26 protein-coding genes are annotated in these 26,223 nt (G+C 60.6%); 14 read left to right on the top strand and 12 right to left on the bottom strand.

What is annotated here, in order from left to right:
* Nucleotides 1-494: 494 nt before the first annotated feature.
* A complete protein-coding gene (locus GR212_RS30445; RefSeq protein ID WP_163992602.1) occupies nt 495-1,613 on the bottom strand; it encodes a rhodanese-like domain-containing protein in 1,119 nt (372 codons plus the stop codon).
* A gap of 318 nt (nt 1,614-1,931) precedes the next feature.
* Between GR212_RS30445 and GR212_RS30450 the strand changes: the two genes are divergently transcribed.
* From GR212_RS30450 to GR212_RS30465, 4 genes are read left to right on the top strand one after another with little or no spacing between them, the layout of a single operon-like run.
* Nucleotides 1,932-2,879, top strand: a complete 948-nt coding sequence (locus GR212_RS30450) for an ABC transporter substrate-binding protein (protein WP_163992604.1) — start codon at nt 1,932-1,934, stop codon at nt 2,877-2,879.
* Nucleotides 2,879-3,766 (top strand): ABC transporter permease, encoded by an 888-nt coding sequence (locus GR212_RS30455; protein ID WP_163992606.1) that lies wholly within the window; start codon nt 2,879-2,881, stop codon nt 3,764-3,766. The genes GR212_RS30450 and GR212_RS30455 overlap by 1 nt, the downstream gene beginning before the upstream one ends.
* A 2-nt stretch (nt 3,767-3,768) precedes the next feature.
* Entirely contained in the window at nt 3,769-4,605 is an 837-nt protein-coding gene (locus GR212_RS30460; RefSeq protein ID WP_163992607.1) for an ABC transporter ATP-binding protein, read from the top strand.
* On the top strand, nt 4,589-5,857 hold the full coding sequence (locus GR212_RS30465) for an acyl-CoA dehydrogenase family protein (RefSeq protein WP_163992609.1): 1,269 nt from the start codon (nt 4,589-4,591) through the stop codon (nt 5,855-5,857). The genes GR212_RS30460 and GR212_RS30465 overlap by 17 nt, the downstream gene beginning before the upstream one ends.
* A 158-nt stretch (nt 5,858-6,015) precedes the next feature.
* Here GR212_RS30465 and GR212_RS30470 read toward each other — a convergent pair whose 3' ends face one another.
* From GR212_RS30470 to GR212_RS30505, 8 genes are all read right to left on the bottom strand, one after another.
* The gene (locus GR212_RS30470; protein ID WP_163992612.1) at nt 6,016-7,044 is read right to left on the bottom strand and encodes an NADP-dependent oxidoreductase; all 1,029 of its coding nucleotides are present in this window, start codon (nt 7,042-7,044) and stop codon (nt 6,016-6,018) included.
* A gap of 142 nt (nt 7,045-7,186) precedes the next feature.
* Nucleotides 7,187-8,032, bottom strand: a complete 846-nt coding sequence (locus GR212_RS30475; protein WP_163992614.1) for a VOC family protein — start codon at nt 8,030-8,032, stop codon at nt 7,187-7,189.
* A 148-nt stretch (nt 8,033-8,180) separates the two neighbouring features.
* Nucleotides 8,181-8,897 (bottom strand): hypothetical protein, encoded by a 717-nt coding sequence (locus tag GR212_RS30480; protein WP_163992762.1) that lies wholly within the window; start codon nt 8,895-8,897, stop codon nt 8,181-8,183.
* A 307-nt stretch (nt 8,898-9,204) separates the two neighbouring features.
* Complete coding sequence (locus GR212_RS30485; protein ID WP_163992616.1) at nt 9,205-9,396, bottom strand: hypothetical protein; 192 nt, start codon at nt 9,394-9,396, stop codon at nt 9,205-9,207.
* Between the two features lie 14 nt (nt 9,397-9,410).
* Complete coding sequence (locus GR212_RS30490) at nt 9,411-9,608, bottom strand: hypothetical protein (RefSeq protein ID WP_163992618.1); 198 nt, start codon at nt 9,606-9,608, stop codon at nt 9,411-9,413.
* 621 nt (nt 9,609-10,229) lie between these two features.
* The gene (locus GR212_RS30495; RefSeq protein ID WP_163992620.1) at nt 10,230-12,155 is read right to left on the bottom strand and encodes a tetratricopeptide repeat protein; all 1,926 of its coding nucleotides are present in this window, start codon (nt 12,153-12,155) and stop codon (nt 10,230-10,232) included.
* A gap of 887 nt (nt 12,156-13,042) precedes the next feature.
* Entirely contained in the window at nt 13,043-13,846 is an 804-nt protein-coding gene (locus tag GR212_RS30500; RefSeq protein WP_163992623.1) for a pyrroline-5-carboxylate reductase, read from the bottom strand.
* Between the two features lie 9 nt (nt 13,847-13,855).
* Nucleotides 13,856-14,575: a GntR family transcriptional regulator gene (locus tag GR212_RS30505; RefSeq protein ID WP_163992625.1), complete on the bottom strand. Its 720-nt coding sequence runs from the start codon at nt 14,573-14,575 to the stop codon at nt 13,856-13,858.
* Between the two features lie 198 nt (nt 14,576-14,773).
* Between GR212_RS30505 and GR212_RS30510 the strand changes: the two genes are divergently transcribed.
* The 10 genes from GR212_RS30510 to GR212_RS30555 all read left to right on the top strand — a co-directional run bounded on the left by GR212_RS30510 (nt 14,774) and on the right by GR212_RS30555 (nt 24,109).
* Nucleotides 14,774-15,607: a substrate-binding periplasmic protein gene (locus tag GR212_RS30510; RefSeq protein WP_163992627.1), complete on the top strand. Its 834-nt coding sequence runs from the start codon at nt 14,774-14,776 to the stop codon at nt 15,605-15,607.
* Between the two features lie 68 nt (nt 15,608-15,675).
* Nucleotides 15,676-16,473 carry an amino acid ABC transporter ATP-binding protein gene (locus tag GR212_RS30515; RefSeq protein WP_163992629.1) on the top strand — a complete coding sequence of 266 codons (798 nt, stop codon included), beginning with the start codon at nt 15,676-15,678 and terminating at the stop codon, nt 16,471-16,473.
* A complete protein-coding gene (locus tag GR212_RS30520) occupies nt 16,470-17,132 on the top strand; it encodes an ABC transporter permease subunit (protein ID WP_163992630.1) in 663 nt (220 codons plus the stop codon). The genes GR212_RS30515 and GR212_RS30520 overlap by 4 nt, the downstream gene beginning before the upstream one ends.
* 10 nt (nt 17,133-17,142) lie before the next feature.
* Nucleotides 17,143-17,808, top strand: coding sequence for an amino acid ABC transporter permease (locus GR212_RS30525; protein ID WP_163992632.1), 666 nt, complete (start codon nt 17,143-17,145; stop codon nt 17,806-17,808).
* A gap of 30 nt (nt 17,809-17,838) precedes the next feature.
* Nucleotides 17,839-18,717, top strand: coding sequence for a dihydrodipicolinate synthase family protein (locus tag GR212_RS30530; RefSeq protein ID WP_163992635.1), 879 nt, complete (start codon nt 17,839-17,841; stop codon nt 18,715-18,717).
* A 56-nt stretch (nt 18,718-18,773) separates the two neighbouring features.
* A complete protein-coding gene (locus GR212_RS30535) occupies nt 18,774-20,012 on the top strand; it encodes an FAD-dependent oxidoreductase (protein ID WP_163992637.1) in 1,239 nt (412 codons plus the stop codon).
* A 34-nt stretch (nt 20,013-20,046) separates the two neighbouring features.
* Entirely contained in the window at nt 20,047-21,522 is a 1,476-nt protein-coding gene (locus GR212_RS30540) for an aldehyde dehydrogenase family protein (RefSeq protein WP_163992639.1), read from the top strand.
* 12 nt (nt 21,523-21,534) lie between these two features.
* Nucleotides 21,535-22,569, top strand: coding sequence for a proline racemase family protein (locus tag GR212_RS30545; RefSeq protein ID WP_163992640.1), 1,035 nt, complete (start codon nt 21,535-21,537; stop codon nt 22,567-22,569).
* Nucleotides 22,570-22,578: 9 nt separating this feature from the next.
* Entirely contained in the window at nt 22,579-23,337 is a 759-nt protein-coding gene (locus GR212_RS30550) for an SDR family NAD(P)-dependent oxidoreductase (protein ID WP_163992642.1), read from the top strand.
* Nucleotides 23,338-23,353: 16 nt separating this feature from the next.
* Nucleotides 23,354-24,109 carry an SDR family NAD(P)-dependent oxidoreductase gene (locus GR212_RS30555; protein ID WP_163992644.1) on the top strand — a complete coding sequence of 252 codons (756 nt, stop codon included), beginning with the start codon at nt 23,354-23,356 and terminating at the stop codon, nt 24,107-24,109.
* A gap of 72 nt (nt 24,110-24,181) precedes the next feature.
* Here the strand turns inward: GR212_RS30555 and GR212_RS30560 are convergent, their stop codons facing one another.
* The 3 genes from GR212_RS30560 to GR212_RS30570 form a co-directional block, all read right to left on the bottom strand.
* Nucleotides 24,182-25,180 (bottom strand): catalase family peroxidase, encoded by a 999-nt coding sequence (locus GR212_RS30560; RefSeq protein WP_163992646.1) that lies wholly within the window; start codon nt 25,178-25,180, stop codon nt 24,182-24,184.
* A gap of 158 nt (nt 25,181-25,338) precedes the next feature.
* Complete coding sequence (locus GR212_RS30565; protein ID WP_163992648.1) at nt 25,339-25,569, bottom strand: helix-turn-helix domain-containing protein; 231 nt, start codon at nt 25,567-25,569, stop codon at nt 25,339-25,341.
* A gap of 29 nt (nt 25,570-25,598) precedes the next feature.
* The gene (locus tag GR212_RS30570; RefSeq protein WP_163992650.1) at nt 25,599-26,108 is read right to left on the bottom strand and encodes a hypothetical protein; all 510 of its coding nucleotides are present in this window, start codon (nt 26,106-26,108) and stop codon (nt 25,599-25,601) included.
* Nucleotides 26,109-26,223: the final 115 nt, after the last annotated feature.

Here is a 26,223-nt window from a genome sequence, read left to right on the forward strand (position 1 = left end):
TCTTGATGTTCATAGTAACTCCAGTTCCAATATCGATTAGGTATGACTATCCACGCCGAGAAAATCGACGCGCCCTACCCCACCTGGTTTTCAAACGTTGACCCCTGATCTGGGAGAACCAAGACATTCAGTCTCGATTCCGACATGATACATGACGGGACTTGGAGGCGATGTTTAGTAATGTATTTCTATAAAATTTATAGATTATAGAACAGCGTATTCTGTTGCGTAATTGTCACGGTATTGTCATGTGTATACCCGTCCGCAGGCAGGGAGCTGCCGGCGTCATCAGCGGCAAGTAGGCGCAATGGGCCTGTGCTGGGCGGTTCAATATCGCTGGCGAAACGGGCAGAAGCGACAGAGGCGCGATCATGCCGCAGGCATCCACGCCCAGCGATCGGCAGGCGCCTTGGATCGGTTCAGAAAGCCGCTGCGTCAAAGCAAGGAGGCAATGGGGCCGTTCTCTTGGCGATATGAAGCCGCCCGGCGCAATTTCATTGCGCCGCCAGCTCAACTGCCCCTGCTGAAACCTGCCGATCGGATGCGTGAAAATCGACCAGCAGCAACGCGATTTCGTAGCCGCGCCGTTGCAGCCAATGGGCAACGGTACGGGCCCGAACGCCAAGAAGATCGTCGATCAGGACCACCCTTGCGCCTCTCACCGAGATGGTGCGGTAGGCGACGCCCAGCAATTGCCCTCCTTCGGACGACAAGGTTCCCTCAAGATGGACCGTCTCGAATTCTTCGGGTGTCCGCACGTCGAGCAGGTAGGTGGTCCGATTGGGGTCGCCGGCCCACTTTCTTGCCGTATCGAGATCGATTTCCGGGAATTGATCAGGCTCGCTCAATGTTGCGATATGCTGGCGCGCGAAGTCGCGCGCCTCGTCCGTCGGGTCGCGATAGATGCGTGTCCTGCCGCTTTCCAGTTGAAGGCCCGCAGCGCTCCAGGCTTTTGTTCCGTCGTCGAGATAGGCAACCCGGTTTGGAACGTTCGCGTCGATGAGCGTCTGGGCGCCGAGGATGGCGCGCGGCAGTCCGGCACAGGAAACCACGACCCTTGTCGTTTCCGAGGGGACAATATCCCTATAGCGCAAAACCAATTCCGCCCCGGGAACGCTGACTGCGCCCGGGACGTGATCACGGGCGAATTCCGCCACCGTGCGCGTATCGATGACGATCACGTCTTCGCCTGCGTCCTGCAGCTTTTTCAGCTCCAGCGCCGAAATGGCTGGCGTCTTCCTTTCCTTTTCGACGGCCTTGGAGAAGTCCACGCCGGGTATGTCGAATGTCGGCAGCGGAGCGCCGTCATCGGCTGCGGTCCAGGCTGGTATGCCGCCTTCGAGCGCAAAGATATTCGGCCAGCCGGCCGCCCCCAGCTCGTCCGACAGGCGCGACGCAATCCCGTCGCCCGCATCGACAAGGACGGTACGAACGGCTTTGCGCGGCACGAACCGGCCGAGTTCGTTCACAACCCGGTCTGCCGGCAGGTTGGTGGCAAATAAAGGCGAAGCATAGCCGACAATGGCGGGATCGCGAATGTCGAGCACGGCAAGCTCCTTGCCATCCTCCAGCCAATTGCGAAAGGTGTCCTTGGAAATCGTCTTCTGGCTCATGATTTCGCTCCCGTGCGGTGCCGTTTCCTCCTTCAAACCTAGCGCCGGAGTTTGCCGGTGACGACGGCGGAGCCAGGCGCAATCGCCCGGCAAATGGGAAAGCATTTTTATAGTCTATAAAATCTATAGATAAAATTTTCTTACGATGAAGCCAATGCTTTCCTACTGTCTCGGTCATCGAACAGCGACGCGTTCGACCGCGTAGGTTCGATGCGCTGTTCTCGTCCGTCGCCAAGGAAAGGCATTATCGGAATGACCTGTTTGTCGCGCCTTTTTCAGAGAGTCGTCCTGCCAATCGCTCTGGCGGCCTCGTTCTCCATGTCCGCATCGGCCCAGTCCGCAGCCGATCTTTCAACGGTGACGGTCACAATCGGGACGCCGAACAAGACCGGCCTCCACCGTCAGCTGATTGCCGCCGGCGAGGTCGAGAATGTACCCTATAAGATCAAGTGGGCCGATTTCGATTCGACGCCGCCGCTTGTCGAGGCGCTAAGGGCCGGACATGTGGATATCGCCGCGGGAGGCGATACCGGCGTGCTTTCGGCGATTGCAAACGGCGTGAAGGTGACGATCCTGGCCGCGACCTGGGAGCGCAAGGAAAGCGGCAGCGCCATTCTGGTGCGCGGGGATTCCGATCTCGGCAAGGTGGCCGATCTCAAGGGTCGCAAGGTGGCGCTGCCTTACTTCACCAAGCAGCACTATCAATTCGCCAAGGCATTGGAACAGGCCGGCGTGCCGTGGGATCCAAAGCTGATCCTCAACCTCAACACGACGGATGGCCTGTCCGCTTTGGTCAATGGCCAGGTCGACGCCTTTGTCGTCTGGGACCCGAATACCGCAATCGCCCAGCAGCAGCACGGCGCCCGCATCCTCCAGTCCCTGAGCAAGGTCATCGATACGGCCGGCGTGCTCTACGCACCGACCTCCTCGCTTGCGGATCCTGCTCGCAAGGCTGCTCTTGAAGATCTCACGCGCCGGATCATCCGTGCGCAGGCCTGGGTCAACGCCCACCCGCAGGAATGGTCGGCGCAGGTCGCCAAGCTGTCCCAGATCTCGCCGGACGCCGCCAATCTCCAGACCAGCCGTTCTTTCCAGGAATACGCTCCGGCAACGGATGCGAATGCCTTGAAGGGCTGGCAACAGGAAGTGGCTTATTTTCACCAGAGCGGGCAATTCAAGAACGAGTTTCAGGTGGAGAATTACGTCGCCAAGGATTTTGACGATGTGATCAACAGCGAAAACAAGAAGCTCGCAAAGAAAAATTGATGGCGACGCTAGCAAGCCTTTCGGACGATACGTCGCCTCTATCGACACCTCGAAGAACCGTTTCGCGGTCGGAGCTTGCGGATCTCGAGCGTATTGTGCCGCTTGGCCGTCAGCATCGGCGACTTATTCCGGGCGGCGTCATCGGCAAGGGGCTCGGCCCTGCAGCGCTGGTGCTGCTGTGGTCCGTCGGCACGAGTTACGGCTGGATATCGCCGGACCTTCTGCCGACGCCTCAGACGCTTTGGGCGACGCTGATCGATCTCATTACCAGCGGCGATCTCTCCGACGCCCTGACCTTGTCGCTGCAGCGGGTCGCGGCTGGCTTTTGCTTCGGCTTCGTCATCGGTGTCGGTCTTGCGCTCGTTTCGGGACTTTTCCGCCTGGGAGAGGATTTGATCGACGCTCCGATGCAGATGGCACGCACCCTTCCATGGGCAGGCCTCGTGCCGCTTCTGATTATCTGGCTTGGCATAGACGAGACGCCGAAAATCGCGCTCGTCGCATTCGCGGTGACGTTCCCGCTCTACATCAACACCTTTGCCGGCATCCGCAATGTCGACAAGGCGCTGGTCGAGGCAGCGCAGACCCTGTCCTTCGGGCGAGCCGCTCTGATCTTTCAGGTCATCCTGCCCGGTGCCTTGCCCAACCTCCTGGTCGGCCTGCGCTATTCGCTGGGCTCTGCATGGCTGGCGCTCGTTTTTGCCGAGACCGTCAATGCTCAAGGCGGGCTTGGCTATCTCATCATGCATGCACGCGAGGTCTATCGCGTCGATATCATCATTCTCTGCCTCGTCATTTATGCCCTTCTCGGGCTCAGTGCCGATCTGGTCGTGCGGCTGCTGGAGCGGATATTGCTCCGCTGGCGCCAGAACTTCGACGGGGCGTGAGGATGGACAGTTCCGCTCCCAATCCTGCTGCCAGCCTTGCCGTGAGCGTTCAGGGCGTCGTTCGCCGCTTCGGAGACAGAACGATCATAGACCGCCTGAGCCTCGATATCAGGCGAGGGGAGTTCGTCGCGCTGCTGGGCACGAGTGGCTGCGGCAAAAGTACGCTGCTTCGCATCCTTGCGGGTCTCGATCGCGAAATCGAAGGCGAGGTCTTTGTCTCGCGCCGGCGTGGCGTTGCGTTCCAGTCGCCACGGCTCTTTCCATGGAAAAAGGTCTGGAGCAATGTCGTTGCGGGGCTGCCCGCCGGGCGCAACAAGGCGCGAGCCGAAAATGCCCTGGCCGAGGTTGGTCTTGCCCACCGCCGCGATGCCTGGCCCAAGGATCTGTCCGGTGGCGAGGCCCAGCGCGCTTCGCTCGCGCGGGCGCTTGTGCGCAATCCCGATCTTCTGTTGCTGGACGAGCCTTTCGGAGCGCTCGATGCCCTGACGCGCATCAAGGCACAGGCACTCGTCGCCGATCTCTGGCAGAAACATCGTCAGGCTGTTCTTCTCGTCACCCACGATGTGGAAGAGGCCCTGCTGCTTGCCGACCGTGTGCTGGTCATGCGGGACGGCATCGTGGCCCATGAGGCGCCGGTTGATCTGCCGCGCCCCCGTTCGGCGGGCGGCGCGGAATTCGACCGGCTGCGATCGCAGCTTCTGGCATGGCTGGGGGTCGCCGGTCCGGCAGCCGGCAAATCCGATATGGGCACGAGCAAGCCGGCGGGAGGAAAGCTCATGACGCAGGTTCAGTTCGGGCAGGCCGCAATTCAAGGAGCATTGCATGACCAGGATCAGTGACGGCTGGGGCAGCGGTCCCAGCGCCCGATATGATGAGATCGCCGCCCACTTCCGCCCGATTTTCGAGCGGATCGCTCAAACCGCGATCGAGAGAGATCAGGAGCGGCGCCTCCCCTTCAGGGAGGTCGAATGGCTGCGCGAGGCGGGATTTGGCGGTCTTCGCATTCCGAAAGCCTATGGAGGGAGCGAACTGACCTTGCCGGAGTTGTTTGCTCTTCTGATCGAGCTATCGGCGGCGGATCCCAACATCACGAATATCTTCCGCAGTCATCAAGGCTTTACGGAGGATCTCCTCAACGCGCCCCATGATCAATGGCGCGACGAGTGGCTATCCCGCCTGGGCGGCGGCGAGATGATCGGCAGCGGGTTCTCCGAGCTCGCCGGGGCCAAGGTGGGCGACTATGCGACGACGATTGTCACGGATGGTGACGGCTATCGCCTGAACGGCGAAAAATTCTACACGACAGGCTCGATCTACGCGGACTGGATCAATCTCGGCGCGGTTGACGGATCGGGAGAGCCGATCGCCGCCCTTGTCCCGACCTCGGCAGCAGGCGTCGAAATTCTGGACGATTGGGATGGCTTCGGGCAGGCGCTGAGCGGCAGCGGCACGGCACGATTCAAGGATGTCCGGCTGGAAAGCTTCCACATCAAGCCGAATTCGGCGCGTTTCCCCTATACGACGGCGTTCTTTCAGCTTGTGCATCTCGCAAGCCTTGCCGGGATCGGCCGAGCCGCCGCCGGCGAGCTATCGCGGCATGTGGGCGCGCGGGCACGCATATACCCTCGCGGGAACGGCGCGGCGAGCGCGGAGGATCCTCAGGTCCTTGAAGTCGTCGGCCGGGTGAGGGGCCCGGCATATGCCGCGGGCGCCATCGTGCTGAACGTCGCCACCGCCCTTCAGCGATCCTATGAAGCCAACCTCGCCGGAGTTGACCCGACCGAAACGGATATTCATCTGCTGGCAGAGATCGAAACGAGCCAGTCGGTGACGGTTATCTCGAAGCTGATCCTGGAGGCGACGACCGTGCTCTTCGACGCTCTCGGGGCATCGGCGGCCAAAAGAGCAACGGCCCTCGATCGTCATTGGCGCAATGCCCGCACGATTACATCGCACAATCCGCGCATCTATCACGACCGCGTCGTCGGCGAATTTGCCGTCTCCGGCAAGAAGCCCGTCGCGGTCGGTTACCGAAAGATCATCACGCCCTTCAGCACGACAAGCGAAGTGGCGGAATTGGGCGGGGTATAGACAACAACATGCCAAATGCTCCCGCCACGCAGCGGGAGTTCAATGCCGTTGGTAGCAAAGCATTCGCAAGGCACCTCTGCCGGGAACGGGCCTCTTTGCGCTATTCGGCAGGCGGCGATGCTTCCGCGTTCGCCGGAGCTGTCGAGGCAATACCACCGCTATTGGGCTATGCGCACGATCAGCTTGCCGAAATTCTTTCCTTCGAGAAGGCCCATGAACGCTTCCGGTGCGTTCTCAAGTCCGTCCACGATGTCTTCCCTGTACTTGAGGCGCCCTTCTGCGATCCACTGCGCCGCCTCGCGATAGAAATCGGGGCGCTGGTCGACGAATTCGCGCTGTATGAAGCCTCGTATCGTCAGGCTTCGGCGCAGGATGCCTCGCATCACCGTCGGAAGCTGATTGTGTCCCTCCGAAATCGAAGGCTCTTCGTTGTAGTGGGCGATCAGTCCGCAGACCGGGACGCGCGCGAAGTCGTTGAGCAACGGAAACACCGCGTTCCAGACGTGACCGCCGACATTCTCGAAATAGACGTCGATGCCATTCGGGCAGGCGGCCTCGAGCCGGCTGGCGAAATCGCTCGAACGGTGATCTATCACGGCGTCGAAGCCGAATTCCCGGCTTGCATAATCGCATTTCTCCGCGCCGCCGGCGATGCCGACGACCCGCGCTCCGAAAATCCTGGCAATCTGGCCGACTGCGGAGCCGACGGCGCCGCTTGCCGCGGCGACTACCAGGGTTTCGCCGGCTTTGGGTTTGCCGATATTGCGAAGCCCTGCATAGGCGGTAAAGCCGGTCATGCCGAGAATGCCGAGCGCCGTCGTGATCGGCGCTGCGTCCGGATCAAGCTTGCGCAATGCGGACCCGTCCGAGATCGCATAGCTCTGCCAACCGGAATGCGAGAGAACGATATCCCCTGGCTTGAACGCCGCGTTGCGGCTGCCGACGACCCGGGCGACCGTTCCCCCTTCCATGACGCCGTCGATCTCGACTGACTTGGCATAGGATTTTGCATCGTCCATGCGGCCGCGCATGTAGGGATCAAGAGAAAGATAGAGGATCTGGAGAAGAACCTCGCCTTCGCCGATATCCCGAACCGTCTCTTGTTCAAGCCGGAAATTGGCCGCGACCGGTTTTCCGGTCGGGCGGGACGCAAGCACGATGCGTGTGGTGACGGGCTGGGTGGCCATGCATATGTTTCCTGGCTCTGATCTGTTTTAACAATGAAACTTTAGGCGAGCAGCCGCGCGTTTGCGACCGGATTTATCGTCGTCTCCGCCGACGATCGGCGATCGGGTTATCGATATCGTCGTGGGAATGAATGGTCCCGGTCTATTCCTTGAACCAGAGAGCGACACCATTGGCGGCCTCGGCGTCAACAAGCAGGCCGTCTTCGAACGGCCGAGGCGAAACGCCGCCGAGCGCCAGAGCATCGGCGGCGGCCTTCAGGGAGCGAACCTTGAGTCCGAGCGCGACCTTGCGCTCATTGCCGTCGAAGCCCTGCGGAATGGCCTGCCCGAAGCGGGCGGCGGCGCTGTCTTCCGATAGGAGGTGGATCGTGACGATGCCGGCCTGAATGGAGATGCCGTCCTTGCCGGCTTGAGGGGCCGACGCCGCAGGAAATCCATCCAACAGCCTCGTGATCGTTTGGGGCGCGCGGCTGACGATGAAGACATCGCTGATGTTCACGACACTATTCGGATGGTTCTGATCGACCGACCGCCACACCAGCTCCGGCGTATTGTGCTGGCAAAAGAAGAAGCGGCCATTGGAAATCGCATCTCCGCCGATCTGGAAGGTACGGAAGCTTGCCGGCTTTTGCACGCCATCGACGTCGACAGGGCGCGAGAAATCCTTCCAATCCGTCACCGGTTTGCCGGCTGCCGCCAATTCGCCTTGCAGGGTGGCGGCATCGGTGGTGCGAAAGGCAAGACCGTTCAGGCCTGCCGGATACGACCAGAGATCACTCCTGGCCTTGGCGCCCTCCGCTGGAAAGCCCAGAAGCTCCAGATAGTTGTCGGTAAAGACGGCGAGATGGTTGATCGAGCCGAGCGTGTGATAGCCTCGCGGCGTCAGCGCGAATCCGAGCTTGCGATAAAGAGCTGCGGCGGCATCGAGCTGGTCGAGTACGCCAATAACCGCGTGATCGAGGACGAGGGGCTGGGTCGTGGCAGGCATGAATGGGATCTCCGAAATTTAGATCTGGTCGATGGCGATGGTCTCGTTGGGTCAGGCTCTGGTCCGACCCTGTGCTTCAGGCCCTTGCGAGAGCGCAAAGACGATAGAAAGGGCCGGGCAGTTCATGCCGCGCGCCTCATACGGATCCTCACTCATCTCGGCTCCAGCCTTTGATCTCCGACGTCTTTTCGACGAGGGATGCATAGTCCTTGCCGATCTCGTCCAGCTTGTTTACCAGTTCAGAGCCGGATCCGCCGAGCAGGCTCAGATAATCCTCGCCTCTTTGGGATTTGTCCCAATCATTCCCGATAAATCGCGCGGCCGCCCTGCCGGAGGCGGACACTTCCGGTTCCGGATCGCGAAACGATGCGGCCGTTTGTTTCAGGCCCTCAAGGAAAGCCGTGTCGTCGAGGCCGCTATAGGGCTTTCCTTCGGAATTGGTCACATTAAGGAAAATCTGCTCGTCTCCGAACACCGTATAGCCACCGCCCAGGCCCTTTCTCGTAGCGTCCGCCGCCTCGAAGAACCTTTGGGCGACGGCAGCGTTGAGGCTGTCCTTGGGAAAGCGCACGACGACGAAGCCGGTTCGGCCGGTGGTGTCGTCGAGGCGAGAGGCAAGGACGCTGTATTGACGGAAGACGTATCCCAGAGAGCCGGCAAGCCGATCGGCCGCGACGTCATCAAGGTCTCCCTCGGTCTGAAGCGACGCGTTTGTTTTCAGGAGATAACCGCCCGGCGTCACCTCCGTCTCCAAGGTCGCAGGATCGATCCCGTTGGCCGCTACGATCCTCGGTACGATCTCCCTCAGCACGTCAACCGAAAAGGCTGCCCGATCATCGTAGCTGGCCTTGGCAAGCTGCGGCAGGTGAAAGCCTGCAGAAGGCGTTGCCTCATAGGACAGAAGCACCTTCTGACCCGCCACCGCCGTCGTCTGAAACGAAAACGGGAGGATGACGAGCAGCGCCGCCATCCTCAATGTCGCTTTCAACACCGAGGCTCTTTTGGAGAATAGTCCGCTATGCATGTATGATGTCCTGATTGAGCGCCGCAGCGTTCCTTGGCGATGGCGATGGAGGAGGTCGATCTTCAGCGGCGGCCGAGACCATGGATCCGCACGGCTCTTCGCCGCAAGGGAGAGGTTGCAGCGTTCATGAAAACTTCGGCCTGTTCCATCAATGACGGTGCCTGAAGCGGCGCGAGGAGATTGCCGCGGAGAGTTCCGCGCATTTCGCTCGCAGCTCCTTGTCAGTGCCGTCCTCGAAAGGGTCTTCGAGGAACAGCGCGCTGAATTCTCGAAGAAGAAGCTTCGTTTCGATATCGTCGCGCTGCGCGGAGAGACGGAAGAAGTGGCGTAGCCTGGCCATGATTTCTCTCCCCGTCAGGCGGCGCGATGGGCGCCGGCGCTCGATACGAGCATCAGTTTATGGATCGCGCGCAACACCTCCGATGACGACGCAAAGTGCTGGCCATCGAGCTCATGCACATGAAATTTCACGGCAATGAACTTGAGCAAGTCCCGGTCCGGTACGACAATGCCAACCGGCACGCCGGCATATTCGATCACCTGTTTTGCCATTGCCGTCACCCCACACAATCTGTCCTTCAGCTACGCTTGCCGAGCGGGAAGGGAGGTTATTAGTCCATAATTTTAATAGACTATATGATGTGCCAACAGGGATGGCTATTCCGGTTGATACCAAATGGACCCGACAATCGTAGAAAAGAATTCCAAGATCTTGCCCGAAGTTTCTCTTCTGGAAATTGCCCGCGAATTGAAACGTTCCGATAGGAGCGCCCTGATATGCGTGTTCGCTCAGGCGTTGCCCCCGCGAATTCGAAAGCTCGCTCGAGCGGTGGCCGTGTTGTGGCGATATGTTTCAAGCTTGCGCCGGATATTAGGCATATATGTCGGATACCGGCGAAAATTCGAACACTCTATCTGTCGCCTTTGACGCCCGTCGGATGCACTATCTCCATAGTCAACGCGTTCGGCGTTTCGTTCCTCCCTGTTGCGCTGCGTTGGCTGTTCCCTCTGGAGGTTTTACCTTCAAACCTTAAAGGGCTCCGGCTATGCCGAGAGCCCTTCCTTTTTGTTTTGTGATGACACAGCTATGGGTCGCCCATCCTTTCGGTGACGATCCGGACAGCGGAACTCGCGAGACGTCGCCGCTGACCTGTCTTTGCAAGCGCGCGCCCTCTATCTCATGCGATGTGCCGTCAATTCGGCATCCGCCGTCTCGCTGGGTCGGGAGTGGACCAGATACTGCCTTGTCATGGACGGGTTCGAGAAATGCGTTTGCGTCGGCTGGAAGATACGTCGTGCGCTCTGCGCCCGCCGTTCCAGCAGCTGTTCGAATGCCTGTTTGATCCTCATCACATGCTTGGTTTTATATTCGAAGCCCGTGTTGTGAAGATGGATCAACATGGAGGCGTTGACTTCGAACACCACGACCCGGCCCTCGGAATCCAGCGAACAATCGATCCCGAAATAGTCCAGTCCCACCTCTCTTCGGATCGCATCCAGCGCCGCCATGGCCCCGGTTCCGAAGACGTCGTGGGGTCGTTCCAGGAATGCCTGCTCTTCCTTGCGCATCCATTCGACATCCGCCATGCGGGTTGACATGTGATGGACCTTCCAGACATCCCCGATTGCCAGGTGATAAGGGAGAATTTCGTCCCCGACGAAGATGAAGCGGTATTTGCGATAAAAGCCGTCGGCCGACCTGTAGTCGAAGAAATCGGTGAGATAGAGAGGTTGATCTCCCGCCTGCTCGGCAAAGGCACTCAATTCCCGAGAGGTGGAGAGCAACTCCATCTTGTCGCCTCCATGAGTGCCTGCGTGGCGGGCGATGAGGTTGATGCCCGGGAGAGTGTTTGTGCACAGGAACCGGTATAAAGCGGTTGCCTCTACCCGAATGGTGGCCGGCACGACCGCGCCGGCAATGGCCGCAAGCCGTTGTGCGATGCTCTGGCGATCCGTGCCGAGGATCAATTGCGGATGATTGATCACGGGCTTTCCGATGGAATCGACGAAATCCCCAGCCTGGGCGACGATATCTCGCCCGAGATCGGCTTCTGAAACCAGATTGACGACGACGTCCGCATTCACTGCGCGCGGATCGTCGGAATGTCCGGGCAGAATAAGGACGACATCGGCGTCGTAGCAGCTGTCGCTGATCAGATCTTCATAGGGCGTGTTACCGGAAAACGGCGAAAAGAGCAGTAGCGCCTGGAAGCGTGCCGGCTGGCATTTCGCTCGGTAGCTGCGAGCGACGCCCTTGGCCGCGACACGGCGAAAACAGTCATACGCCTGCCCGGTATTGCCGAGTTCCTGCTCGATGCCGGCGCAGAACAGCAGTGCATCCTTGTTGTCCGGTTCGATATGCAATGCAGCTTGTGCATGAGCAAGGGCAGCCTCCCTCTGCCCCGTCCGCTTGAGCGCAAATCCCTTGTTATAGAGACATTGAAAGTTTGCCGGCGAGACTTCCAGCCCTTTGTCGTAGGCCGATATCGCGCGTCCGAGGTCATCGTGCTTCATGCAGAGATCGCCGAAGAGCAGCCAGGACGATGCGTCGTTCGGCGCCAGTTGACAACAACGCATGGCCGACAGGGCCGCTCCCGAAACGTCGCCAAGCGCCGATAGAACCTGGCAGCGCTTGGTGAACGCTGCGACGTAGTCATCCTGAAGCTCTATTGCCTTGTCGAGGCTCGAAAGCGCCTCGCGCAAACGTCCCAGCTGCGTGAGCAAGGCACCATGATAGTACCAGGCAGGGGCGTGGTTCCAACGGGGCACGAGCGCGGCTTCGTAACACTGCAATGCGCGCGCAAGATCCCCGGTGGCCTGGCAGGCCATGCCGAGGCCCGAGAGCGCTTGAGCGTCGCCGGGGTTGACGGCAAGGGCGGCCTCGAACCAGGAAATGGCTTCCGGCGATCTATCATTGTGCAGCAGCAGGTAGCCGAGCGTGCAGCAGGCCAAAGGCTGCGATCGGATAAGATCCTGAACAGCCAGCAGGCTATTGATCGCGTCCTGGCTGTTTCCCGATGCCATCAGCTCGGAAACGTGATGCAAGATTCCGGCGAGTGCGGCCGGGTCCGGTGGGGTGACACCTGACGGCAAGATCATCCGCGTCTGCTTTCGGTTGAAGAGAGTGGGAACGTCGATTGCGAAAAGGCGGCTCTTCCCGGCAGGCGGTAGCCGCAGCTCTCCCGGCGCATCCGAACGCACCGAGCTCTGCCGCCGCCATGTTGTGGCGTCGCCGCAATGGTGCGGATAACGCCGGCCGGGCGGATCGGGGTGACGATGGGAAGGATTCTATTTCCGAATATCGAATCTCGGAGGAAGGACATTGCTGGCTCATGAATCGCGGTGAGCCGGTGTCTGCCTATGCGACGTGGAACAATGCATGGCGGCGGTTGCCTGCTCTATAAATCGGAAACATTGCAGACAAGGAGCTTCCTGCTCGCCGCTTTTGACGCTGCACCGCCTAGGAGGTCAGATAAGACTGGCAAAGACAATTGACATTTATGAATATTACGCAAATTTAATCAAATCTACTCTGGAGCTTGCAGGAAGTTGCATCGTTTCCCGCAAATTGCATTTCGAGAGCGAGTGCTTATCTTAAGTCGTCTCCAGTCAATACTTGAACGCCTGCGTTGGTAATACGTAGCCTCGAGGTAGTCGGCGCGTAGCCGAACTCAACCCTTGGCTACGCCCCAAGGCGCGCAGATCGGCAATTCGCCATCATTGTTGATATCGGCAGCCGCAGACTATCCGTACCGGTGCGGCTCGGCAGCGGCGAACAATGCCCGGTCTCCTTCGAATTCTCAGCTGCGAAATTCGGTATGCGGGATCCGGAAGGTGACCATTCCACACGATGCGCCGCCGCTGATTCGCGTCGCTCAGCGCAAGTTACGGCGTCATCAAACAAGTCGGGAATTGTTGCGGATCTGCAAGTCGAATGTCCCGGGAGGAGTGCGGTGCCAGCGACGTGGCCGGTCGTTCGGATCCCTTCAAGGCGACCCATCTCGTTCGGCGTTGCCGCTCCGTCCTTCAATGCGAGCGAAAACCCGGTCCAATGCCGAGACTATTGCGGCACGGCCGCCTCTCTCTTCGAAATCCGACAGGACCTGCTCATTCAACCCGCCCTTCGTTGCAAATTCTTCGCTGAGCGCGTGAAACGAATGTCCGCTGCCTTCGTTGGCCCGCTGCGCGAGGCTTTCAAATAGCGGCGCAATATAGGCTCGTCCCTTCGAGCGATCGAGCCCGTTCTTTTCCAGCCAGTCTGTCGTGAACTCCATGACGCCGAAGAAGGTCGACATCATGGCGCTGGCAGCGGCAAGAAGATCATATTCCTTTCGGGATTCGCATTGAACGGCGGTGCCAAGGGCATCGAAAAGGGCTGCTATTTCGGGATCGGGCGGATAGACGGCGGTTGCGCCGCGACGATCCGCGACAAAAGGCAACGGGATCGCCTGAACCAGACTTATGTCCGCCTGGATCCAGTCGAGCAAGCTTTGGCGCTCCATCGTCGCGACAACGCTGACGATGCTTTGTCCATCTCTGAAGCGGAGCCCGCGTATCACGTCTTCGGCAATCTGCGGGCGTATGGCCAGCACGACGATGTTGCTGCGATCGACGACCGCCTGGTTATCGGCGGCAACGGTCACATTGTCGAATCTGGCGGCAAGCCTTGCCGCGATGTCCGCATTGCGAGGCGAGAGATGGATGGCGGATACGTGCTTAGGCCCGGTCAGGAGACCCTGCACCATGGCTTCCGTGATCGCGCCGGTTCCGACAAAGCCGATTGTTTTCATCCCCGCCACCTACTGCGCCGCCCGCGCGGACCCGAGCGGGACGTCGGTGGTGTAGTTCTCGCGCATGAAGTTGATGAAGTTATCCTGGAACTGCCGGGTGTGAGCATGAGCGAGTTCATCCGCCAGATCGACGTTCTTGTCGCGGATCGCCTCCAGCATCAGACTATGCTCGTCCGTGAGAAGATACCCCTCGTGGGTGCGCTCCAGATATTCGAAATGCAGATGCAGCATGCGCTGGCCCTGAGACAGGAGCTTGTCGTAGAAGGTCGCCAGATACTGGTTCTTGCCGGCATAGGCGATCGCCATGTGGAATTCCTTGTTGGCCTCCGACATCGCCAGATGGTTTCCGGTTCTGACCGCGGTCGCGAAGGCCTTTTCCCGCTTGGCGATCAGCTTCAGATCGGTATCCGTTCGCAGCGCCGCCGCCAGCCGCGTGTTCATTCTCTGGGCGATGTCGAGTGCTTCCACGTATTTCGGAAAGGTCGCCACCTCGATCGGCGCGACGATCGTGCTGCGGTTGGAGAGCGTGACGACGAGCTCGTCGGCGCCCAGGCGGATCAGGGCTTCGCGCACCGGCGATCGCGACATGTCGAAACGCTCGGCCAGACTCATCTCGTCGAGGAGCTGGCCCGGCGGCAGGGCGAGAGCGAGAATTTCGTTTCGCAGCGTTTCATAGACGCTTTTCCAACCGGTTCCGCGGACGCGTTTCACTTCGGTTTCGTCAGACACTTAGGTCCCTTTCATCGGCGCATGCTGCATTGGGTCAGAAAAGCAGCGTGTCGGCAATGTAATTTTTCCGCTTGACTTTGTCGACACGCTGTTGACATAAATTTGTCAGTCGACACGCAGCCGACAGAAAAATTGAAAAGAAACGGCCAAAGCCGACGAGTGGAACCGCGCTTCGCGCACAGCAAAAGAGGAATGCCGATGCTTTCGAAGTTGATCACGTCCGCCTTGCGGGCGTTGCCTGCGCTCGCCCTCATGGGAGGTCTTTCCGTCACCACAGCACATGCCCAAACCGCCGATGGCTACTGGCAGGGCGTGCAGAAGGCCGGTGTCCTGAGGTGTGGAGCAGCCGTAGCGCCGCCCTACGTCATGCGCGATCCGGCAACGGGCGAGTATTCGGGCTTCTTTGCCGATCTCTGCAAGGAATTTGCCGATGTTCTCAAGGTGAAGCCGCAATTTGTCGATACGACATGGGACAATATCGTTGCCGGTCTTCAGGCCGGAAAATGGGACGTCTCGCTGGCCCTGAACCGGACGCCCACCCGCGCGATGGCCGTTCAGTTCTCCATCCCGGCGATGGAGTATCAGATCTCGCTCGCCTACAATAAGAACAATCCGAAGATTCCGGCGACGGCGGTCTCGGTGGCGGATATCGACAAGGCCGGTGTGACGATCGCCGTCATGTCCGGAACAGCCCAGGACAAGGCAATCTCGGCAGCCGTTAAGAATGCCACCATCATGCGTCTTCCCGGCAATGACGAGACGCGCCTGGCCCTTACCTCGAAGCGCGCCGACATTCTGGTCGACGCCTCCGACACCAACCAGCTTCTGACCCAGGCAAATCCCGACTGGGCCGTCGCCCTGAACCCGCAGCCCGCGCTTGCCAAGCAAGGCGTATCTTTCGGTCTGCCGCACAACATGTCCGCGGCGGACGTCGAAGTCGCGAACATCTTTCTCGAAGAGAAGGTAGCTACCGGTCATGTCGACGAGCTGATCCGCAAGGCCGTCGAGGAAGTCCTCAAGGGGGCAAACTAAGTCCCGCCCGGCGTCGGCGCTTCGTCGCCGGCGCACTCTCTCGCTTTTCAGACAAACCGAGATCGGCCATGACCATGTCCTTCAGCCTTCCCCTCGTCAAAATGCAGGCCCTTCACAAGAGCTACGGCAACGGAGCCATTCAGGTGCTGAAAGGCATCGACATCGAAATGAAACCTGGCGAACGCGTCGTTGTCATCGGCCCGAGCGGCGGCGGCAAGAGCACGCTGCTCCGGGTGATGATGGGCCTGGAGCAGATAGACAGCGGGTCGATCAGCTTTGACGGCAAAGCCTATATTTCGTCCGGAGGTGCCGGCAAGAAGACCCTCATCGATACGGAAGTCCGCCGGTCGATCGGCATGGTCTTTCAGCACTACACGCTCTTTCCGCATTTGAACGTGATGCAGAACCTCGTTCTCGCGCCTTGCAAGGTGCGCGGGGAAGCCAAGGCACATGCGATGGCGCGCGCGGAGGCCCTCCTGGAACGGTTCGGCCTGGCAGCGAAGGCCAGGGCCTATCCCGCCCAGCTCTCCGGCGGTCAGAAGCAGCGCGTCGCCATCGCCCGCGCCCTGATGCTGGATCCCAAGCTGATGCTGTTCGACGAGGTCACGTCGGCGCTCGACCCGGAGCTTGTCAGCGAGGTCGAGCAGGTGATCCTGCAACTGGCATCGCAGAACATGCCGATGATGATCGTCACCCACGACATGTGGTTTGCGAAGAATATCGCCTCGCGCGTGATTTTCTGTGCCGGCGGCGTCGTTGTGGAGGATGGCCCTCCCGAACAGGTGCTCGGCTCTCCCAGGGAGGAGCGTACCAAGGAATTCATCGACCGCGTCTTCCATATCAAGCAGCAGGGGGCGGTCGCGTGAACTACACGTTCGACTTCAACGCTGTATCGATCGCGCCGCTGCTGCAGGGATTGTGGGTTTCCCTGGAGCTGACCGCGGCGGCCAATGTCATCGGCATCGTTCTGGGCTTTGGATTGGCCCTTCTGATCATGAGCCCCTACAGGCTGGTCCGCTTGCCTTTCGTGCTCTTCGTCGAATTTTTCCGCTGCACGCCCGCCATCGTTCAGATCGTCTGGATATTCTACTGCGTTCCGATGATCTTCGACGTCTTCCTGGATCCGATCACCATGGGCGTGCTGGCGCTCGGGCTGAACCTCATGGCGTTCAACGCTGAGGCCTATCGGGCGGCAATCCAGGCGGTTCCAAAGGAGCAGATCGACGCGGGGATTGCGCTTGGCCTCTCGCCGCTGCAGCGCGTGCTCTACATCGTCTTCCCGACGGCGTTCCGTGCCTCCATCCCCGTTTTGCTGACGAACGGCATCGTCATCTTCCAGCAGAGCGCGCTCGTTGCGATCGTCGCAATCCAGGACCTGATGTACCAGGGAAAGACGCTCGCGACCGAAACGTACAGACCGATCGAAACATTCACCGTCGTGGCGCTGATCTATTTCGCCGTGTCCTTTCCGATCACGCAGATCGTCGGCTTCCTGGAACGCCGCCGACAGCTTCTCGTCAGCTAGGAGGCCAAGGATGACACTCGATTTCTCGATCCTTCTGCGCTTCGAGCACGCGCTTTTGCTCGGTCTTTGGATGACCGTAAAACTGACGGTGACCTGCATCGTGCTCGGATGTTCTCTCGGCTTTCTGGTCGGCCTTGCCAGAACGTCCCGCAATCTCGTGCTAAAAGCCGTCTCCAGCATCTATGTCGAGTTCTTTCGCGGCACGCCGGTCCTCATCCAGCTCTTCTGGATCTTCTTTTGCCTGCCTCTGCTGCTTGGCGTCGAGCTGTCAAACCTCGCATCGGGTGTCATCGCATTGACCCTCTACATGGGGGCGATCACCAGCGAAACCTTCCGGGCGAGTCTGAAGTCGATCGGACCGGAGCAACTGGATGCCTGCGTTGCTCTCGGACTTCCCCGAAATGTCCAGATCGTCAACGTCGTGCTTCCGCAGGCCGTCTTGCGCGCGGTCCCGACATTGCTGTCGAACTGCGTCAGCCTGTTCAAGGAGAGCGCCCTGGTTTCGGCGGTCGGCATGGCCGACCTGATGTTCGTCGGCCAGAACATCTCGAACAATACCGCGCGTCCCGTCGAAGTTCTGACCGTCGTCGCCCTGATCTATTTCGTCATCGCATTTCCGTTGACGCGAGCCGTCTCCCTCATCGAGGCGCGCATACTCAAGAAACTCGCCATCTAAACGCAATCGCTTCACGTACAGGAGATTTTCATGAAACTGTCCGGCGTCATGCCCGCGCTCATCACCCCCTTCGATGCGAACGGCAAGGTCGATTTCAAGGCCTTCGAACGACATCTAACCGCGCTGCGCGCCGCCGGCGTGACCGGATGGGTGCCCATGGGGTCGACGGGCGAGTATTCCGCGCTGTCGAATGCAGAGCGCGACGACGTGTTGAAGTTCGTCAAGGACTTCGCAAGGGAAGGCGAAGCGCTGATTGCCGGCACGAACGCGCCTGCTAGCCGAGAGGTCATTGAAAACACGCTTCGCGCGAAGGAAATCGGCTACGATACCGTTTTGCTGGCGACGCCTTTCTATACACGCCCCACGCAGGACGAACTCCTTGCCCATTTTCGCAGGGTGCTCGACGCAACCGACATCAACCTCGTGCTCTACAGCTATCCGTACAAGGATGGTGTCGAGATCGGCTTCGATATTCTCGATGCGCTCGCGGACGATCCCCGCGTTCTCGGCATCAAGGAAAGCTCCGGCTCGCTCCAGCGCGCGATCGACATTCATTCTCGGTACAAGGGCCGCATTGATCTGATCTCCGGGTCGGACGATATCGCCCTCGACTTCATGTTCTGGGGCGCGGACGCCTGGATCTGCGGACCCGCCAATTGCATGGCGAAGGCCTGCGTCGATCTCGATCGAACCTTCCGCTCGGGTGATCTTGCCGCCGCGCGCGAGAAGATGATCGTGCTCTATCGTGCGATGAACATTCTCGAGAGTGGAAAGTTCGTGCAGAAGGTCAAGTATGGCTGCGATCTTCAGGGCCTGCCCGTCGGCAATTGCCGCGCGCCGCTCGGCGAGCTGACGGCCGATGAGAAGGCTGAATTCAAGGCCGCGATGCAACCTATCCTGAACTGGTGAGCAGATCGGGTATCGCGGTGCGGTGGCGCCTCGATACCCATTTTTGAGGACGTGAAGTGGCTTCAATCGTTGTCGTCGGCGCCGGTATAATCGGAACCAGCCTTGCTTATGAGTTGCAGTGCCGCGGCCAGTCCGTCGTGCTCGTCGACAAGAGCGCGCCGGGGCAGGGCGCCTCCTATGGCAACATGGCCAGCATCGCGGTGACGGAATTCATGCCTGCCTCGCGCCCCGGTATCTGGGCGCAGATGCCCAAATGGCTTCTCGATCCCGAAGGGCCCGTTCGCATCCGGCCCTCCTATGTGCCGCGGCTGATCCCCTGGTTTCTGCGGTTCATAGCCGCAAGCCGCCCATCCAGGCTGAGACAGCTTGAAGAAGCCGGCGCGGCGCTGTGCGCACGCGTCCACGAGGATCTTGGAGCCTTCCTCAAGACGACTGGTCTCGAGCATATGCTGAGCGCCGAAGGATGCCTCAGTCTTTACGCCGACGAGGCCGAGTTCCGGGCCGATCGCGAGCATATCGAAATTCTCGAACGCTTTGGGTTCCGGCACGAGATCCTCGGCGGCAATGCCATCCGCGATCTCGAACCGGCGCTGACGACGAAGATCACAAAGGCCGTCCTGTTCCCGGACAATCGTTCGATCGCCGACCCCTATGGGTTCGTCCTTGCCATAGCCGACAGGTTCAGAGCCCTGGGGGGCATTATCGAACAAGGCGGGGTGATCGGCTTCGAGCATCGCGAGGAGGGCCTATCCGCCGTCAGGCTGAACGACGGACGATTGCTTGCTGCAGACAAGTTTGTCCTTGCGGCAGGCGCCTTCACGGCACGGCTCTCGGACATGCTGAGAGAGTACATCCCGCTTGAGACCGAGCGGGGTTACCACACGCAGATCATGGATCCCGGCGTTTCGATGCGTCATTCGATCATATGGCCGGCGCGTACCTTCATGGTCACGCCGACGGCCGGCGGCATCCGGGTCGGCGGGACGGTCGAGATGGCGGGCCTTGATGCGGCGCCGGATTATCGCCGGGCAAAAGTGCTGGTGAAGCGAGCCAGGGAGGCGCTTCCCGATCTGCAGCCGCGCCAGGCAACGGAGTGGATGGGACACCGTCCGGCTCTTCCCGACACGGTGCCCGTGATGGGGCCTTCCGCCAAGCGAAGAAACCTCTGGTACGCGACAGGCCATGGTCATCTCGGCCTGACCTATGCGGCGACCACCGCCCGGCTGATGGGGGACATCATTACTGGTCTCAAGCCGCCCGTGGACATGAAACCCTATCGCGTCGACCGGTTCTAGCGCCGCGGCGACCGATGTCAGCAAGGATATGAAGATGCGAAGCGAACTCTACATCGACGGCAATTGGGTGAAGCCTCTCAAGGGGGGCGTCTGCGAGGTAATCGATCCGGCGACCGAAGACGTCGTACAGACGATCGCAGCCGCAACGGCCGAAGACGTCGATGTCGCCGTCAGGGCGGCCAGGCGAGCCTTCGACAAGGACGGCTGGCCGAAGCTTTCAGGCACACAACGGGCGAAATACCTGCGCGCGATCGCCAAGGGTATTCGCGCCCGGCAAGCGGAGATCGCTCGTCTGGAGGTCATCGACAACGGCAAGCCGTTGCCGGAGGCCGACTGGGATATCGCCGACGCCGCCGGCTGCTTCGATTTCTATGCGGGACTTGCCGAGCAGCTCGACAACAATCCGGTGGAAACGATAGCTCTCGCGGATGATCGTTTCACATCGAAGGCGGTCAGGGAGCCGATCGGCGTCGCCGGCGCCATCATTCCCTGGAACTATCCGTTGTTGATGGCCGCCTGGAAGGTTGCGCCCGCTCTGGCCGCCGGCTGCACGGTCGTTCTCAAGCCGGCCGAGCTGACGTCGCTCACCGCATTGGAGCTCGCCGCCGTCGCCGATGAAGCCGGACTTCCGCCGGGCGTGCTGAACATCGTCACCGGTTCGGGTTCGGTCGCGGGACAGGCGATCATCGATCACAAGGGCGTCGACAAGTTGGCGTTCACGGGCTCCGGTCCGGTGGGATCGAAGATCATGGCGGCCGCGGCCCGCGACATCAAGCGCATCAGTCTCGAGCTTGGGGGCAAGTCGCCCTTCGTCGTGTTCGACGATGCCGATATCGACGAGGCGGTGGAATGGATCATGTTCGGCATCTTCTGGAACCAGGGCCAGGTCTGCTCGGCAACGTCCCGCGTGCTCGTGCATCAAAAAATCTACGAGCGCCTGCTGTCGCGCCTCGTCGAGGAGACGGGCAAGATCAGGATCGGCAACGGTCTGGAAGAAGGCGTCCTTCTCGGGCCGTTGGTGTCGAAGCGGCAGTACGATCAGGTGGTCGCAGCGATCGAAGGCGCCCGCAAGGCCGGGGCGACGATCGCCTGCGGTGGAACGCGCCCGGAAGGGTTCGACAAAGGCTATTATCTGCGCCCGACCGTGCTGACGGACGTTCCGCTCGACAGCGCCGCCTGGGTCGAGGAGATATTCGGTCCGGTCGTATGCATCAGGCCCTTCGAGAGCGAGGAGGAGGCAATCGAGCTTGCCAACGACTCCCGTTTCGGCCTTGCCGCCGCCGTCATGTCGAAAGACGATTCTCGTGCCGAACGCGTCGCCGCAGCGTTCCGGGCAGGTATTGTCTGGATCAATTGCTCGCAGCCGACGTTCACCGAGGCCCCATGGGGCGGATACAAGGAATCCGGAATCGGGCGGGAGCTCGGCCGCTGGGGCCTCGAAAACTATCTCGAGACCAAGCAGATCACCAAATACGTCACCGACAAGCCCTGGGGCTGGTATATCAAATAGAGGTCTCACGGGATGCGTTTCGAACGATCTCTCGAACTGCTGCTCGTTCACTGCCAGGGCGAGCTCGGCCACGTCCTCGTCGCCGGCGCTCCGGACATTCCCGGCGCGACGATGCTCGACAAGATGAACCACATCAATACGGTCGATGATAGCCTCAGGCGCTTCGTCACCTTCGAGCCGCGCGCCAATGTCGCCATGTCCGTCAACCTGCTGGTGGCGCCCACGCGCGCCGACGCCGATGCCGGTTTCATCGTGCTGCAGGCGGACCGTGCCCATCCCATGTCGGGCAGCAATTGCATCTGCGTTGTCACGGCGCTTGTCGAAAGCGGCCGTGTTCCCATGCACGAGCCGGAGACGGTGGTCCGGCTTGATACGCCGGCCGGCCTTATCGTCGCCCGCGCCCGCTGTGAGAACGGCCGTTGCCTCAGCGTCAGCCTCGACAACGTGCCGAGCTTCGCGGAACGGCTCGACCACCAGATCGATACGCCGCTCTGGGGTCGCGTCAAGGTCGATATCGCATTCGGCGGCGTCTACTACGCTCTGGTCGACGTAGGTCAGCTTGGGCTTACCATACGACCCGACAACGCACGGGCGCTCGCCGAAGCAGGCATTGAGCTCAAGCGTCTTCTCGCCGAGCAGGTGGCGGTCGTTCATCCGACGCTTCCCGGTATCGATGAGATTGCCTACGTGATGTTCCGCGACGCAGAGCCGGACGGCGCGGTTCGCACCTGCACGACACTGCAGCCTGGCCGTGTCGACCGCTCACCCTGCGGAACCGGCAGCTCTGCCAATCTCGCGACGCTCCATGCGCGCGGCGTGGTCACCGTCGGCGATGTCCGGACGTCTCGTTCCATCATAGGCGGAGAGTTTCTCGCCGAGGCGATCGGTGAAACGGAAATCGGCGGTCGCAAGGCCGTGCTGCCCCGCATTACCGGGCAGGCTTACATCTACGGACGCTCGGAACTCCGTATGTCCGATGACGATCCGTTTGCTGCGGGCTTCGCTCTCTCGGATACGTGGGGTCCGCAGGTGGGCCTGCTGAAATAGGAGACTGAAATGAGCAAGTCACTTGAAGGACACGCCATACTGGTCACCGGGGCGTCCGGGGGAATAGGTGCCGCTATTGTCGAGCGGCTTGCTGCAGAAGGCGCAAGGCCGATCATCCACTACGGTCGGGACAGGGAAGGGGCCGAAGCCTTGCTTGCCCGCGTTGGCGGTCACGGCTGGATTGTCCAGGCGGATCTGTCGACCGAGCAAGGCCCTTTCGGCCTTTGGCGAGGTGCCGTCGCGGCTGCAGGAAGGGTTCATGGCCTGGTGAACAATGCCGGCATTCGCACCGAGATTTCCGTCGAGGCATCTCCGGAAGACTGGAAGGCCGCCTGGCAGAAGGAATTCCAGATCAACTTCTTCGCCGCTGCCGATCTTTCCAAGGAAGCGATCGTCCATTTCAAGGCACATGGCGGCGGCCGCATCGTCAGCATCGCCAGCCGCGCCGGTCAGCGCGGTTATGCGGCCGAGGCGATGCCTTATGGCGCGAGCAAGGCGGCCCTCATCAACCTGACCAAGTCCATCGCCCGCAGCTTCGGGGCCGAAGGTGTGACGGCGGTGGCGATCGCTCCCGGCTGGGTGCGCACGGACATGGCGGAGGATTTTATCGCCGCGCATGGAAAGGCCGCTGCCGTCGCGGACATTCCGATCGGCGAGATGGCGTCGCCATCCGAGGTGGCTGAACTTGTCGCATTCGTCCTGCGGCCCAGCCAGGCGTCGCTGAACGGAGCGACGCTCGATGTCAATGGCGGAAGCTACATTCGATAATATGGAGATGGTTCTCATGAAGCGTTTTGAGGAAAAAGTTGCGATCGTCACGGGAGCGGGCGGCGGGATCGGCTCGGCCATCGCCAGGCGCCTTTCGAGCGAGGGGGCTTTCGTCGTCGTCACGGATGTGAACGCCGAGGCAGCCGCGCAGGTCGCAAGCGATATCGAGGCCGCCGGCGGCAAGGCGCGGGTGATCGCGGCAGACATCTCAAGCAGGGATTCATGCTTCAATCTGGTTGGGCAGGCATTCGGCTGGCGGAACCGCTTGGATATCCTCGTGAACAATGCGGGCATCAATCGTCGTGGCAATCTGCTGTCGTTGTCGGACGAGGATTGGGACATCAGCTTCGCAGTCAATCTCCACTCGATGTTCCATCTGTGCCGTGCAGTTCTTCCGCACATGGTTGCGGCGGGCGGCGGCGCGATCGTGAACACGGCCTCGCAATGGGGGCTTCATCCCGCGCCCAATCATATCGCCTACAACACCACGAAGGCGGCTGTTGCGGCATTCACGCAGAACCTGGCCCGCGACTATGCGCCGGACAAGATCCGGGTCAACGCAGTCTGCCCGGGCGAGATCCATACGCCTATGCTGGAGGCCGGGGTGAAGCGGTCCGGCCGCACGATCGCGGATCTGGACAGGCTCGTGCCCTTCGGGCGCATCGGCAAACCCGAGGAAGTCGCCGCCCTCGTCGCGTTCCTGGCCTCGGACGAAGCCGCGTTCATGTGCGGGTCGCTGGTCGAGATCACCGGTGCCCAAGCCGTCGCTTAGCGAGCCTGCGACGTTTGGTCTGCGTCGAGACGATCCTCCACGGAGGATCGTCTCGACTATCGAAGTGCACCGTTACTGACGCTCCCCGAAAGAAATGGGATAGGTGTGGTTACGGAACGTCAGCATCGGATCGGCTGGGTCGATGCCGGGATGCGAGGTGCCTGGCAGGAACAGGGTTTGCTTGTCGGCGACATCCTTGTCGGCCGGCAGGCGATCGAAGGTGAAGGTTCCGAGCTTGACGAGCTTGCGGCTTTCCGGCCATGCGATCGAAGGGTCTTCGATCTTGTCGCCATCCTCCGCGATCTGCGCGTACCAGTCGAATTCCACAGGCGCCTTGGCGATGCGGGCGACGATCTCGTCCTGCAGATAGTTCGGGCCCATGGTTTTCAGCTCTTCCGGCCGCAGGTAGCGCTCGCCGGCCCTGGGAACGAAACGATACCGCACGAACGCCGATTTGCCTGCGGCATTGGTCCACTTGAAGGAGTTGATACCGAAGAACGTCGCGGTCGCGTAGGACGCCGGCGAGGTCAGCGTCTCGACGAAGTGTTTCGATACCGGATGGGTATTGAGGAAGGTCTCGAGAGGGGTCGGGTGGGCGACGCCAGGCCCGCTTTCGCCGACGAGGCGAAGGAAGTTCGCAAACTCGTCGCTCGTCGCGACGACGAAGCCGTTGTGCTGGTCGGTGGCAAAGTCATACTCGGTCCCGTCCTTGGCCTTGATCTTGATCGCGAGGCCGGTCGGTGCCGCGCCATTCGCCGTGTCCGGGATATCCGGAACGCCGGCGAAGAGCGAAAAGCGGGCGACCACCGGCAGCTTGCCCATTTCGAATACGGACGCCTTGGTGATGGATCTGGCATCCTTTGCGGGGACGAAAGTTCCCACAACCATCACGCCCTTGGTGTGAACGGCTCGCGCATGATGCGCCCCGAACGTGCCGTGGAGCGCGTTCACGAGATCCTGTGGCGATTCCTTCTGCTCGATGCCCGCAGCGGCCAGGCTTGAGGTCGCAAGGCACAGGGCCGTCCCCAGCAGCCGGCCGGCAAAGCGTTTCAAAGTGAAGTCTTCGAACATCTGCTGCTCCTCTCGGTGTTGTCGCAGGACAATAATCGGATGGATGCTTCACTCGTTCTTTTGCAAGGCGGGCGCCTTTTTTCACGAAAGGGCCATGAAACGCGGAACCGCTGCAGCGCGGCGTATCGCGGCGATGCGAAGCAGACCTGCGAGAAGCATCAGAGCTTGTTTCTTGGAGTGTCGCTGCTCGGAGCCACGCCGGTACGCCGCTTGAAGTCGGCGGCAAAGCGAGCGCCGCTGGCATAATTCAGAAGCCTGGCGATCGTCTCGAGATCATAACCCCTCTGCAGCATTCGCCTTGCGCGCTCGATCCTCAGATCGCTTCGCCAGCGATGGATGCTGACACCCGCGCCGAGTTCGAACGAGGCCGCGAAATCGAGGGGCGGCATACCCGTCTCGTCGGAAAGGGTCTCCAGCGTTATCTCGCCATCCAGATGTTCGCGATCTGCTCCCTCGCGCGCTTGGCCTCAAGCGGCGAAAGCGCGTGAGCGCATGGACCGGCTGGAGGGTGCCGGCACGCATAGCTCTTTACCGCATGAGCCGTTGCGGCAATCGTGACATGGTCGACGAAGAGGCGGTTTGCGAGATCGGGCTTTCGAAAGCAGGCGAGCATCGCCCTTGCAAGACTGTGCAGAACCGGGTCCTTGACGCCGACGCCCGGATTATGGTCGAAGCCGTCGGTGTCCGGGATCGCCTCGCGCTCCGTGACTTCCCGTAGCGCGATACGAGGAAGATAGAAGCTCACATGATGAAAGGCGCTGATGCTATCGGCAACGGGCGAGGTTCTAAGATCGTAGATATTGGCCGTGCCCGCCGGAAGAAAGCCCGTCTGGATTCGGCGCTCGTCGAGAAACAGCCCATGCAAGGGGACATCCTTGAGCTGCACCGTAACCAGGAAGGCGTCCTCTCTCGGAATGGGCAACGTCATTCCGGTATTCTCATTGTCGCAGCGGATTTCGGTCACCGCGACCTTGGAATGCCTGAGCGTCCTTGCAACGAAGGACGGCGCAACATCCGTTTTGAAAGTTCGCCGGAGGGTTTCC

This window comes from Martinezella lusitana (assembly GCF_010668395.1).
Taxonomy (GTDB): Bacteria; Pseudomonadota; Alphaproteobacteria; order Rhizobiales; family Rhizobiaceae; genus Rhizobium; species Rhizobium lusitanum_A.